The sequence below is a fragment of the Aggregatibacter sp. HMT-949 genome, from assembly GCF_041734645.1.
Taxonomy (GTDB): domain Bacteria; phylum Pseudomonadota; class Gammaproteobacteria; order Enterobacterales; family Pasteurellaceae; genus Rodentibacter.
Genome location: NZ_CP162010.1, coordinates 1138680 through 1151457 on the forward strand (window position 1 = coordinate 1138680; position 12778 = coordinate 1151457).

General features: G+C 44.0%; 11 protein-coding genes and 1 other RNA gene. 8 read left to right on the forward strand and 4 right to left on the reverse strand.

Features of this window, described 5'->3' with window-relative positions:
• The first annotated feature begins 19 nt into the window (after positions 1-19).
• The gene (gntR, locus tag AB3F25_RS05255) at positions 20-1015 is read left to right on the forward strand and encodes a gluconate operon transcriptional repressor GntR (protein ID WP_373602845.1); all 996 of its coding nucleotides are present in this window, start codon (positions 20-22) and stop codon (positions 1013-1015) included.
• Between the two features lie 120 nt (positions 1016-1135).
• Here gntR and AB3F25_RS05260 read toward each other — a convergent pair whose 3' ends face one another.
• Positions 1136-1663: a gluconokinase gene (locus AB3F25_RS05260; protein WP_373602846.1), complete on the reverse strand. Its 528-nt coding sequence runs from the start codon at positions 1661-1663 to the stop codon at positions 1136-1138.
• Between the two features lie 226 nt (positions 1664-1889).
• Between AB3F25_RS05260 and AB3F25_RS05265 the strand changes: the two genes are divergently transcribed.
• The 5 genes from AB3F25_RS05265 to cydC all read left to right on the forward strand — a co-directional run bounded on the left by AB3F25_RS05265 (position 1890) and on the right by cydC (position 9022).
• A complete protein-coding gene (locus tag AB3F25_RS05265; protein ID WP_373602847.1) occupies positions 1890-3239 on the forward strand; it encodes a GntP family permease in 1350 nt (449 codons plus the stop codon).
• Positions 3240-3328: 89 nt separating this feature from the next.
• Positions 3329-4186 carry a co-chaperone YbbN gene (locus tag AB3F25_RS05270; protein WP_373602848.1) on the forward strand — a complete coding sequence of 286 codons (858 nt, stop codon included), beginning with the start codon at positions 3329-3331 and terminating at the stop codon, positions 4184-4186.
• A gap of 276 nt (positions 4187-4462) precedes the next feature.
• Entirely contained in the window at positions 4463-5416 is a 954-nt protein-coding gene (trxB, locus tag AB3F25_RS05275) for a thioredoxin-disulfide reductase (protein WP_373602849.1), read from the forward strand.
• Between the two features lie 106 nt (positions 5417-5522).
• Positions 5523-7295 carry a cysteine/glutathione ABC transporter permease/ATP-binding protein CydD gene (gene cydD, locus AB3F25_RS05280; protein WP_373602850.1) on the forward strand — a complete coding sequence of 591 codons (1773 nt, stop codon included), beginning with the start codon at positions 5523-5525 and terminating at the stop codon, positions 7293-7295.
• Positions 7295-9022, forward strand: a complete 1728-nt coding sequence (cydC, locus tag AB3F25_RS05285; protein WP_373602851.1) for a cysteine/glutathione ABC transporter ATP-binding protein/permease CydC — start codon at positions 7295-7297, stop codon at positions 9020-9022. Before cydD ends, cydC begins: the two co-directional genes overlap by 1 nt.
• 20 nt (positions 9023-9042) lie before the next feature.
• Here cydC and ffs read toward each other — a convergent pair.
• An RNA gene (gene ffs / locus AB3F25_RS05290) (signal recognition particle sRNA small type) lies at positions 9043-9141 on the reverse strand.
• A 251-nt stretch (positions 9142-9392) separates the two neighbouring features.
• Here ffs and nrdG point away from each other — a divergent pair.
• A complete protein-coding gene (gene nrdG / locus AB3F25_RS05295; protein ID WP_373602852.1) occupies positions 9393-9860 on the forward strand; it encodes an anaerobic ribonucleoside-triphosphate reductase-activating protein in 468 nt (155 codons plus the stop codon).
• On the opposite strand, the gene AB3F25_RS05300 is transcribed toward nrdG, so the two are convergent.
• Together AB3F25_RS05300 and AB3F25_RS05305 are read right to left on the reverse strand one after the other, a co-directional pair.
• A complete protein-coding gene (locus AB3F25_RS05300) occupies positions 9857-10645 on the reverse strand; it encodes a TatD family hydrolase (protein ID WP_373604335.1) in 789 nt (262 codons plus the stop codon). The genes nrdG and AB3F25_RS05300 overlap by 4 nt on opposite strands.
• Positions 10646-10736: 91 nt before the next feature.
• The gene (locus AB3F25_RS05305; RefSeq protein ID WP_373602853.1) at positions 10737-11246 is read right to left on the reverse strand and encodes a peptidylprolyl isomerase; all 510 of its coding nucleotides are present in this window, start codon (positions 11244-11246) and stop codon (positions 10737-10739) included.
• A gap of 101 nt (positions 11247-11347) precedes the next feature.
• On the opposite strand from AB3F25_RS05305, the gene cysS reads away from it, so the two are divergent.
• On the forward strand, positions 11348-12727 hold the full coding sequence (gene cysS / locus AB3F25_RS05310; RefSeq protein WP_373602854.1) for a cysteine--tRNA ligase: 1380 nt from the start codon (positions 11348-11350) through the stop codon (positions 12725-12727).
• Positions 12728-12778: the final 51 nt, after the last annotated feature.

The following is a 12778-nucleotide window of genomic DNA, read 5'->3' on the forward strand; positions in this document are numbered from 1 at the left end:
ATTTTTGCTTATTGTAACAATGAAACACAAACGCCCGACTCTGCAAGACATCGCCGAACATCTCGGCATCACCAAAATGACGGTCAGCCGTTATTTGCGCAATCCGAATGCCGTCGCACAAGAAACCCGGAACCGCATTGCTGCGGCTATCGAGCGCTTCGGCTATATACCCAATCGCGCACCGGAAATTTTATCCAACGCGAAAAGCAAAGCCATCGGCGTACTGTTGCCATCGCTCACCAATCACGTCTTTGCCGACGTGTTGAAAGGCATTGAACTGATCGCCGACGAAGCGGGCTATCAAACCATGCTGGCGCACTACGGTTATAGCGTCAAAAAGGAAGAGGACCGCATCGAAAGCCTGCTTTCCTATAATGTGGACGGGCTGATCTTGTCGGAAAATTACCATTCGTTGCGCACGCTAAAAATGATTGAAGTGGCAAACATTCCGGTGATCGAAATTATGGACAGTAGCCAAGCCGGCATTCAACAAGTGATCGGTTTCGATAATGTGGCAGCGGCACAATCAATAGTGGAAACGATGATTTCGCGCAGACATAAAAATATCGTGTATTTCACTGCGCGCATGGATAAACGCACCCAACTCAAAATGCAAGGCTACGAACAAGCCATGAAAAAATACGGACTGGAGCCTTATAGCCTAATTACTGAAGAAGCCTCGTCATTCACCTTGGGCGGCAAACAATTGCGTGAAATTTTAACCAAACGGCCACAAACCGACGGCATTTTTTGCACCAACGACGATCTGGCTATCGGTGCGCTATTTGAATGTCAGCGCCTCGGCATTGCGGTGCCGACGCAAATCGCCATTGCCGGGTTCCACGGACACGATGTCGGTTTTTCCGTCACGCCGCAGCTCGGCACGGTGATTACACCGCGTTTGGACATCGGCAAACGGGCCGCACAAGAATTAATCGCGCGCTTAAACGGCGAACCGTTAAAAGAAGAAATGATTGATTTAGGATTTAAAATTCATTTAGGAGAAAGCCTGTAATATTGCACAGGCTTTTTATGCTGAGCAACCACTAAGGAAAATTATATTGAAGTCTCAAATCAGCACCGCATTGAAGTGCCGAACTAGCACCGCATTGAAATACCGAATCAACAGTCAAAATTAAATCAACGGCTTCAATGCATTAATGCAACGCTCTACTACTTCGTCAAAACTGCCATCAATATCAATATGAATCACATCAGGCTCGTCTGCACCTGGCACTTCTAAAGTATCGAATTGACTTTTCAGCATTTCCGTTTTCATATAATGCCCTTTGCGTCGTTTCATACGCTCGAGCACCAAATCAAAAGAACCTTCCAAAAACAAAAACTTGACGCTCTCATTGCCGTCGCGAATCAAATCACGATACTTTTTCTTTAACGCCGAACACACGATAATCCCCACTTCGCTTTTACGTTCCAAACTAAAGGCCGCATCGCGAATGCGCTCTAACCAAGGCGCGCGATCATCGTCATTAAGCGGATGCCCTTCGCCCATTTTGATAATATTGGCGCGCGGATGCAAATCGTCGCCGTCGATTAATTTTATCCCCAAACGATGCGCTACTTCCGTTCCTACGGAAGTTTTCCCGGTACTGGAAACGCCCATTAAAATAAAACTTTTGCCTTGTTGCTCATGTTCACTCATCGGATACTCCTTCATTGTTTTTGTTACCATACCGGAATTCACATCAAAATGTTACCAGTAACATTTTATTTTGTGATCATACTCACAAAATAAATTTTCTATAAAAATCAACCGACTTTTGAGAGTAAAAATAATGTGAACAAGCTCACAATTTTAATAAGCAATCGTTTACCAAGTTAAGAATTAAGAGTATGTTACCCGTAACAATTCAACAAGGGGATTTCCTATGCTTATTGCCATTATGATTGCCGCAATTTTATTGCTGCTTTTACTTATCATTAAATTCAAAGTCCACGCTTTTGTGGCATTAATTATCGTGAGCTTACTCACGGCGCTTGCCGCCGGCATTCCGGTGGAAAAAATTCTGCCGACATTGCTCGGCGGTTTTGGTAATACATTGGCCGCTGTCGCCTTATTAGTGGGCTTAGGTGCGATGATCGGGCGTTTGCTGGAAATCACCGGTGGCGCTAAAGTGCTGGCGGATACCTTAATCAACAAATTTGGCGAACAAAAAGCCCCCTTCGCATTAGGCGTGGCGGCGTTACTTTTTGGTTTCCCGATTTTCTTTGATGCCGGTCTTGTGGTGATGTTACCGATCGTGTTCAGCGTAGCGAAACGCTTCGGCGGTTCTGTATTACGTTATGCCTTCCCAGTTGCCGGTGCATTTGCTGTGATGCATGCCTTTTTACCACCGCATCCGGGCCCGGTAGCGTCCGGCGATTTGCTCGGCGTAAATATGGGGTTGTTGGTCGTGGTCGGTTTAATTTGCGCAATTCCCACTTGGTATATCGGTACCTATTTATTTAGTACATACATCAGTAAGAAAATCCATGTCGATTTACCGAAAGCCTTCTTGAATGCGGTTGCCATTAGCGAAACCTCTGTACAGAATCCGCCGAGTTTCGCGCGCGTAATCACCGTTTTGTTGTTACCAATTATCTTAATTTTATTCGACACCGGCTTAAACACATTAAGCGTGGCGAAAGTGATTGACGGTTCGCAAACTTGGGTGGAAGTCTTACGTTTAATCGGTAAAACGCCAATTGCACTATTAATTACCTTAATCGTAGCGATTTTGTTATTAAAAGATCAACGTAGCTACGAACAAATCGAAAAAATCTGCGATAACGCCTTAGGTCCAATTTGCTCCATCGTGTTAGTGACCGGTGCCGGCGGAATGTTCGGCGGTGTATTACGCGCCAGCGGTATCGGTGACGTACTCTCTACCATGCTGTCTGATACCGGAATGCCAATTATCGTTGCCGCCTTCGTTATTGCTATGATGATGCGCGTAGCGCAAGGCTCCGCCACCGTTGCGTTAACAACTGCCGCCGCCTTAATTTCACCGACCGTTGCCGCAGCGACCGATTTAAGCCAATTTGACCTTTGCTTTATCGTCATTGCGATTGCATCAGGTGCTACCGTGCTTTCTCATGTAAATGACTCAGGTTTCTGGTTAATGAGTCGCTTTCTTGAAATGGACACTAAAACCACATTAAAAACTTGGACCGTTCTTGAAACCTCTATCGGTGTGGTGGGCTTTATTATCGCGTTAATCGGTAGTGTGATTCTTTAATCCTTGAGTGTGCTGTCGACCTTAAACCATTTCTAAAATCGACCACACTTTGCTAAAATCAGCCATTATTTTTGCCGTAAGGATAAAACATGGCTGATTTTTCTTTTATCATTGATATTAACGAACAAAATCTCACCGAGGTTCTGCAACAATCCCTTGAAAAAGCACTAGTGCTCAACTTCTATGCGCCGAGCCATCAGTCTTCAACAGAATTTTTAAGTCTGTTAGAACGGCTGGCTGAGCAATATCAAGGCCAATTTATTTTGGGTAAAGTAAACTGTGAAACAGAACCAATGCTTGCCGCGCAATTCCGTATTCAAGCGTTACCGACCACCTATTTATTCAAAGAAGCGCAAGCCTTAGACGCCTTTCCGGGAACGCTTGATGAAGCAACATTAATTCAGCGTTTAAGCACGATTTTGCCGAAGGAAGAAGAGTTAAAATTCCAACAAGCCCTGGATTTCTTACAGGTAGAAAACTACGATGCGGCATTGCCACTGTTAAAAGACGCTTGGGAATTGTCCAATAAAAAAAATAGCGATGCGGCGCTGCTCTATGCCGAAACCTATATTGCCATGAAGAAAACCGAGCCGGCGCAAGAAATTTTGAACCAAATTCCATTACAAGATCGCGACAGTCGCTGGCAAGGTTTGCAGGCGCAAATTGAATTACTGATTCAAGCAGCCGATACGCCCGAAATTCAACAATTGCAAACGGATTACGCCAACAATCCGACGCCCGAAATCGCCGTTAAACTTGCCGTACAATTGCACCAAGCAGGCAGAAACGAAGAAGCATTGACGCTACTGTTCAGTATTTTAAAAACCGATTTAAACGTCCTGAACGGCGAAGTGAAACAACAATTTTTAGCCATTTTAAGCGCCATGGGAAACAGCGATCCGCTGACGAATAAATTTCGTCGATTACTTTATTCACTGTTGTATTAATAGAAAAGCTTATAATCCGCCCCTCGCTTTCGCTCCGTTTGTGCCGAGAGCATCAAAAACAGAGGGCGGGAATTCAATGCGGTGCTGATTCGCGATGTCATTTCAGTCAAGCGCAAAATAGCAATCAAACGCGCCGCCAAACGATTTCAATTTTCAAACGGTTTCAATGCGGTGCTAATTCAGCACTTCATTCTATTCGCCTTTTTGAGACGCGCTCGACATACCACAATGAAGAGCCCGAAGATTTAATCAGCAAATCATAAACAAGGATACTTTATGTCAGATATCAAACACGCCAAACTATTAATTTTGGGCTCCGGCCCTGCCGGTTATACGGCAGCGATTTATGCAGCGCGCGCTAATTTAAAACCGGTTCTCGTCACTGGCCTTCAACAAGGCGGTCAACTTACCACCACCGACGAAATCGAAAACTGGCCGGGTGATTTTGAAATGACAACCGGCTCAAGCTTAATGCAACGAATGTTGCAACATGCAGAAAAATTCGGCACCGAAATCCTGTTCGATCACATTAATCGTGTGGATTTGTCTTCCCGTCCATTCAAACTTTATGGCGATGTACAAAATTTCACCTGTGATGCTTTAATCATCGCAACCGGTGCTTCTGCGCGTTATATTGGCCTTCCCTCCGAAGAGAACTACAAAGGCCGCGGCGTTTCCGCTTGTGCGACCTGTGACGGTTTCTTTTATCGCAACAAACCGGTCGCCGTGATCGGTGGCGGTAACACGGCCGTTGAAGAAGCGCTTTATTTAGCCAACATCGCAAGTTGCGTGCATTTGATCCACCGCCGCGATAGCTTCCGTGCAGAAAAAATTCTCATCGACCGCTTATACAAAAAAGTAGAAGAAGGCAAAATTGTGCTGCACACCGAGCGCACTTTAGATGAAGTGTTGGGCGACAATATGGGAGTAACCGGCTTGCGTTTAGAAAACACTAAAACCGGTGAAAAAGAAGAACTTAATCTGGATGGTTTATTCGTGGCAATCGGTCATTCGCCGAATACGGAAATTTTCCAAGGCCAATTGGAATTGAACAATGGTTATATCGTGGTGAAATCAGGCCTTAACGGCAATGCCACCGCCACTTCCGTGAAAGGCGTATTCGCCGCCGGTGATGTGATGGATCATAACTATCGTCAAGCCATCACTTCAGCCGGAACGGGCTGTATGGCGGCGTTGGATGCAGAAAAATTTTTGGATGCTCAAGCGTAATTAAAATTTAGGGTGTATGAAACAACGTTTCATACACCTGTTATCCATTTCTTGTGTGTAGATTTTTCAAATTCACATACTCGCCAATCCTATAATAGTAAAACCCATGAATAAACTTCGCCAAAAATACTTACAAAAATGGCTTCGTGCTCAACAAAAACCCATCAAAAAACTCATGGGCGCGAATATCGCCCTTGCCACGCTTTCCGCGCTGATTTTAGTCGCACAAACCTATTTTCTGGCTACGCTACTTGATAAGCTGATTATGCAAAATGTACCGCGTAATGAACTCATTCCTTATTTTCTCGGGTTAATTACCGGCTTTGCTTTACGTGCGGTGATTTTATGGGCGCGGGAAAAAATCGGCTTCCAATGCGGTCGTAAATTACGTAGTCATATTCGGCAAAAAATTCTCGACAAAATTCACCTTGTCGGCCCGGCGACGATTAATCAAAAACCGGCGGGCAGTTGGGCAAGTATCATGCTGGAACAAGTTGAAAACTTGCATAATTTCTACGCCCGTTTTCTACCGCAACAAAGCCTTTCCGCCATTGTACCGATAGTTATTTTAATTGCGGTATTTCCGTTAAACTGGGCGGCCGGTTTGATTTTAATGATCACTGCTCCGCTTGTGCCTATTTTTATGATTCTGGTGGGCATTGCAGCGGCGGACAGCAGCCAAAAAAATATGGATACACTAGCTCGGTTGAGCGCGCAATTTTTAGATCGCTTACGCGGGCTTGAAACCTTGCGTCTTTTTAACCGTACCGCCGAACAAACCCAACATATCGAAAACAGCACGGAAGATTTTCGCAAAACCACCATGGACGTGCTAAAACTGGCCTTTCTATCTTCCGCCGTATTGGAATTTTTCACATCCGTTTCTATTGCTCTGATGGCGGTGTATTTTGGCTTTAGCTATTTGGGACAGTTGGATTTCGGCAGCTACAGTGCGCCACTTACCCTATTTAGCGGTTTTTTCTGCTTAATTCTCGCGCCCGAGTTTTACCAGCCACTGCGCGATCTCGGCACTTATTATCACGACCGCGCAGCCGGTATTGGTGCGGCAGATGCTATCGTGGATTTCTTGGAAGCGGACTATTTAACCGTTCGACAAAATGAAAAAACAATTCCTATCAAAACCGCGTCAGAGCACACAATAGAAATTTCAGCAGAAAATTTGGTCGTGCTTTCCTCGCATGGCACCGCATTGACTAAACCGCTAACCTTTCATATTGCTGCGAATCAGAATGTAGCGTTAGTCGGTCAAAGCGGTGCCGGTAAAAGCTCTTTAATGAATGCGATTTTGGGCTTTTTAGCTTACGAAGGTTCACTCAAAATCAATGGGCAAGAATTACATGAAAGCAATCTCGCCGACTGGCGCAAACACATTGCTTGGGTAGGACAAAATCCGTTGTTGTTGCAAGGCACAATTAAAGAAAATCTGTTGCTTGGCGATATTCAAGCGAACGATGAAGAAATTGAGCGCGCTTTAGCGCGTTCGCAAGCTAAAGATTTCATCGATAAATTAGGCTTGGAGTATAAAATTAAAGACGGCGGATTGGGCGTTTCCGTAGGGCAAGCGCAACGCCTTGCCATTGCACGCGCGTTACTTCGCAAGGGGGATTTGCTGCTTTTGGATGAACCGACAGCAAGCCTTGATGCACAATCGGAAAATCTTGTGCTTCAGGCGCTCAATGAAATGAGTCGCCGTCAAACTACACTCATGATTACGCACCGCATTGAAGATTTAAAACAATGCGATCAAATTTTTGTAATGCAAAACGGTGAAATCGTGCAACAAGGCGATTTTGCAACCCTACGAAACGAAGGCTTTTTCGCCGAACTTTTAGCACAACGACAACAGGATATTCAATAATGCGCGCCCTACTGCCTTTTATACGTTTATTTAGATTCGCTAAATTACCGCTGATTTTAGGATTGCTACTGATGATACTCGGGCTTGGCTCCAGTATGGCTTTGCTCACGGTTTCAGGCTGGTTCCTGGCGGCAACCGCAATTGCCGGACTCGGCACTTTGTTTAACTTTTTCTATCCGTCTGCCAGCGTGCGCGGTTTGGCAATCGGACGCACCGTTGCGCGTTATTTCGAAAAACTGGTTACCCATGATGCGACATTTCGCATTTTGGCCAAATTGCGCGTGCAAGTGTTCAGTAAAATCATTCCGCTTAGCCCGGCCGTATTAAACCGTTATCGCAACAGCGATCTATTAAACCGCTTGGTTTCTGATGTGGACACGCTAGACAGCCTTTATTTACGCTTACTCGCGCCCTTCTTCAGCGCTGTTTTTGTGATTACGGCAATGACCATCGGTTTAAGTTTTATTAATGCTCCGCTCGCATTGGGTTTGGGCGCCTTTTTATTGCTATTGCTTATTGCCATTCCAACGATTTTTTATCGTTTAGGACAACAATTCGGCGAACGTTTAATTCAGACACGCGCCGCTTACCGCACACAATTTTTAGAATTCATCCAAGCACAAGCTGAACTTTTGCTGTTCAATGCAGAAGATCGATTAAAAGCAAAAATGGTTACAATAGAGAAAAATTGGCAGGCCGATCAAGACAAAGAAGCAAAACTAAGCGGGTTTTCTACCGCACTTGTGATGTTCTTAAATGGTTTATTGGTCTGTGGAATGCTGTGGTTTAGTTCACAAGCGGATTTTGGTGACGATGAATATCGCATGGCATTTATTGCCCTTTTCACTTTCGCCGCATTAGCCGCCGTTGAAATCATTATGCCCTTAGGCGCTGCTTTTTTGCATATTGGTCAAGTAATTGCGGCCGCAAATCGTGTAACCGAGATTGTTGAGCAAAAACCCTTGGTCGAATTTAACGACAATGCCAAATTTGAAGAAAAAGTAAACTTAATTTCAGCAAAAAATTTAAGTTTTGCTTACCCGGAGCAAGAAGATCCCGTCTTAAAAAATCTCACATTAGATTTACATCAAGGACAAAAAATCGCTATTCTTGGCAAAACCGGCAGCGGAAAATCCACTTTGCTTCAGCTTTTAGTGCGTAATTATGACACGAATCAGGGCGAATTATTGTTAGCCGAAAAACCGATTTCCGCTTATTCAGAAAATACCTTACGCAACCAAATGTGTTTTTTAACTCAACGTGTGCACGTGTTTAGCGACACACTTCGTCAGAATTTACAATTTGCTCGCCTTGAAAAAATTTCTGACGAAAAAATGACGGAAGTGCTAAATCAAGTGGGTTTAGGCAAACTGCTCGAACAAGAACAAGGGTTAAATCTTTGGCTTGGTGACGGCGGCCGTCCGCTTTCCGGCGGTGAACAACGTCGCTTGGGACTCGCGCGTATTTTACTTAATAATGCGCCAATTTTGTTGTTAGACGAGCCAACGGAGGGATTGGATCGCGAAACCGAACGCCGAATTTTGCGCTTAATTCTGCAACACGCAGAAAATAAAACCTTAATTATGGTGACACACCGTTTAACGGCCATTGAACAATTCGACAAAATTTGCGTAATTGATGAAGGCAAACTCATTGAGCAAGGCAATTACGAAAGTTTAATCACGAAAGAAAACGGATTTTTTAGAAGATTAATTGAACGGTTGTAAAGAAAGGAAGTTGGGCGGAAACCTTCCCAGCTTATTCTCGGCACACAGCAATTCCGACTTTGGCTGCTTTCTTCCGAACCTGACCGAGTAAACCGGACACCGTTGCGAGAGACCGAGAAGGTTTCCATTGATATCGCTGACGCGATTGCGCGCTATTATGCAAGAATCGGCGCATCATTGCAAAGATTAATTGTAAAATGCGATGGGTTTGGCGAGAATTTAAACCGATCGTTTTTATCTTGTACATACAATGTTTATAAAGCGACAATGAAAAGGTCCAACGAAATAAAATGATCCTCAAAATTAGCACCGCATTGGAGCCCCGCCCTGCGCGGCCTCTGCACAATATGATTATTTTAAATAAAGTGAAATGAATTATTTACAATACTATCCCACCGATGTCGTCAACGGCGAAGGCACCCGCTGCACGCTTTTTGTCAGCGGTTGTACTCACGGTTGTAAAGGTTGTTATAACCAAAAAAGTTGGTCTTTTTCCGCCGGTGCATTGTTTGACCAAGCAATGGAACAACAAATTATCAATGACTTGAAAGATACGCGAATCAAACGCCAAGGCTTAACCCTTTCGGGCGGTGATCCATTGCACCCGCGCAATGTAGAAACCCTGTTACCTTTTGTGCAACGGGTGAAACGCGAATGCCCCGATAAAGATATTTGGGTATGGACAGGCTATAAACTTGACGAACTTGACGAGCAACAACGCAAAATGTTGCCTTATATTGATGTGTTAATTGACGGCAAATTTATTCAGGAACAAGCAGATCCGAGTTTAGTTTGGCGGGGTTCGGCGAATCAGGTGATTCACCGATTTAAACTTTAAGCAAATAATGCTACAGCATTTTGCCAAGTGATTCGTTCGATCAACTCCGGCGTTTCGTTTCTTAACGAACATAGCGCTTTAAAACTTTCCGTAATACGCTCAGGTCGATTAAGCTGACCTTGAAAACCAAATACCGGCATATCCGGGCTGTCGGTTTCCAGCACGAGGGAATCCAATGGCAATTTAGCAATGGCTTGACGGGTCTTATTCGCACGCTCATAAGTGATCGTTCCTCCCACGCCGATTTTATAACCGAGTTCAACAAAACGTTTTGCCTGATCATAACTGCCGGCAAAACCGTGCACCACGCCACGTTTCGGTACAGAAATTCGTTTTAAGAAAGTAAAAATTTGATCATGGGTTTTACGGCTGTGGATATTCACCGGCAAATCAAATTTTTTCGCAAAATAAAGCTGACTTTCAAAAAAGTGGCATTGTTTTTGCCAAAGTTTGTCAGTGAGTAATTCAGGAATCGCACGCTCCAAGCCAATTTCCGCCACTGCTGTACAATTTTTATCACGGTTTGCCAAGGCTTGTTCCAACAGAACCAAATCATTTTCTGTATGTTCTTTGATGTAAAGCGGATGTAATCCCAGCCCATAATACAAATTTTCCGGAAAAAGTGCGGCCATGTTTTGGATAATTTTGAAATCACGTTGAAGCACCGCAACAATGAGAATTTTCGCAACGCCGGCTTGTTTAGCGTGTTCAACCAATTGAGCGAGCGGTTCACCGGTGAATTGTTGGAGATAATCAAGATGGGTGTGGGTATCGAAAAAGGGCATAATATTTTTTATTGTAGAAGCAAATCGCATTTGCCCATCAATTATAAACTGAAAAAAATAGGACGAATGTCATTCGTCCTTGCAATATAAATTACTCAACTGAAACCGATTGAATCACCACATCATCTTTCGGTACATCTTGATGAAAGCCTTGGTTGCCGGTTTTCACGCCTTTGATTTTATCTACCACATCCATGCCATCAACCACTTCGCCGAACACCGCATAGCCCCATTCTTGTACCACTTCTTTACCAAACATTTCTTTTGAACGGTAATCCAAGAAACTATTATCCGCCACGTTGATAAAGAATTGCGAACTAGCCGAATGCGGATCAGAAGTGCGCGCCATCGAAATGGTACCACGCTTGTTGCTTAAACGATTATTCGCTTCGTTTTTAATCGGCGCTTTGGTGGCTTTTTCACGCATTCCACTCTCCATTCCACCGCCTTGAATCATAAAGCCGTCAATTACGCGGTGGAAAATCGTGTTATTATAAAAGCCTTCTTTACAGTAATTTAAAAAGTTTTCTGCGGTAATCGGTGCATTATCAAAATCCAATTTAATTTTAATATCGCCAAAATTTGTATGTAACGTAACCATTTTGTTTTCCTTCTGAAAAATTAAGGGGCGTATTATTCCACAATCGCACCAAAAGTGCTATAAAAGCGCGGTTCATTTTCCAATCTCTTAACGAGTTAAACATGCTGAAAATTTTCAATACCCTAACCCGAGAAAAAGAAATTTTTAAACCTATCTGTGAAAACCACGTTGGAATGTATGTCTGCGGCGTCACCGTTTACGATTTATGCCATATCGGCCACGGACGTACTTTCGTGTCTTTCGATGTGATCGCCCGTTATTTACGCTATTTAGGCTATAACCTGACTTACGTACGCAACATTACCGACGTAGATGACAAAATTATTAAACGCGCGTTAGAAAATAAAGAAACCTGCGACGAACTGGTAAATCGCATGGTAATTGAAATGCATAAAGACTTTGATGCATTGAACGTGCTTCGCCCGGATTTTGAACCGCGCGCAACGCATCATATTCCGGAAATTATTGATATCGTAGAACAACTCATCAAACGCGGGCATGCTTATGTGGCGGATAATGGTGATGTGATGTTTGATGTAGAATCCTTTAAAGAATACGGCAAATTATCGCGCCAAGATTTAGAGCAACTACAAGCAGGCGCACGTATCGAAATCAACGAAATCAAGAAAAATCCAATGGATTTCGTGTTGTGGAAAATGTCCAAACCGGATGAACCGAGTTGGCCTTCGCCTTGGGGAGCCGGCCGCCCGGGTTGGCACATTGAATGTTCGGCGATGAATGGCAAATGGCTTGGCAATCATTTTGATATTCACGGCGGCGGTTCGGATTTAATGTTCCCGCACCACGAAAATGAAATCGCCCAATCTTGTTGCGCGCACGACGGCAAATATGTGAACTATTGGATTCACTCCGGTATGATTATGGTAAATAAGGAAAAAATGTCAAAATCCCTTGACAATTTTTTCACTATTCGTGATGTGTTAAGTCATTATCACGCAGAAACCGTGCGTTATTTCTTGCTTACCGCCCATTATCGTAGCCAACTCAACTACAGCGAAGAAAATTTAAATCTTGCGCAACAAGCGTTAGAACGCTTATACACCGCATTGCGCGGTACCGATAAAAATGCGCTGCCTTTTGGCGGGGAAAATTTTGTGGCGAGCTTCCGCGAAGCGATGGATGACGATTTCAACACGCCAAATGCGCTTTCTGTGTTATTTGAAATGGTACGTGAGTTGAACAAACTGAAAACTGAAGATGCGACAAAAGCTAACGGTTTGGCGGCACGTTTATGTCAACTTGGCAATATTTTAGGCTTGCTCGAAAGCGATCCGGAAACCTTTTTACAAGCTGGTTCTAACGACGTCGAAATCATCCAAATTGAAGCTTTAATTAAACAGCGTAATGAAGCCCGCGCTGCAAAAGATTGGGCAACCGCAGACGCCGCACGGAATGCACTTAGCGCAATGGGAATCGTGTTGGAGGATGGCCCGAACGGAACGACTTGGCGTAAACAATAGTGAAACAATAAAAAAATACGGTCAGAATTGAAATCATTTTTCCCGACCGCA

Coding starts and splice junctions, on each gene's coding strand:
- gntR (WP_373602845.1), top strand. CDS start 20: ATGAAACACAAACGCCCGACTCTGCAAGACATCGCCGAACATCTCGGC.
- AB3F25_RS05260 (WP_373602846.1), bottom strand. CDS start 1,663: ATGAGTGAACATGAGCAACAAGGCAAAAGTTTTATTTTAATGGGCGTT.
- AB3F25_RS05265 (WP_373602847.1), top strand. CDS start 1,890: ATGCTTATTGCCATTATGATTGCCGCAATTTTATTGCTGCTTTTACTT.
- AB3F25_RS05270 (WP_373602848.1), top strand. CDS start 3,329: ATGGCTGATTTTTCTTTTATCATTGATATTAACGAACAAAATCTCACC.
- trxB (WP_373602849.1), top strand. CDS start 4,463: ATGTCAGATATCAAACACGCCAAACTATTAATTTTGGGCTCCGGCCCT.
- cydD (WP_373602850.1), top strand. CDS start 5,523: ATGAATAAACTTCGCCAAAAATACTTACAAAAATGGCTTCGTGCTCAA.
- cydC (WP_373602851.1), top strand. CDS start 7,295: ATGCGCGCCCTACTGCCTTTTATACGTTTATTTAGATTCGCTAAATTA.
- nrdG (WP_373602852.1), top strand. CDS start 9,393: ATGAATTATTTACAATACTATCCCACCGATGTCGTCAACGGCGAAGGC.
- AB3F25_RS05300 (WP_373604335.1), bottom strand. CDS start 10,645: ATGCCCTTTTTCGATACCCACACCCATCTTGATTATCTCCAACAATTC.
- AB3F25_RS05305 (WP_373602853.1), bottom strand. CDS start 11,246: ATGGTTACGTTACATACAAATTTTGGCGATATTAAAATTAAATTGGAT.
- cysS (WP_373602854.1), top strand. CDS start 11,348: ATGCTGAAAATTTTCAATACCCTAACCCGAGAAAAAGAAATTTTTAAA.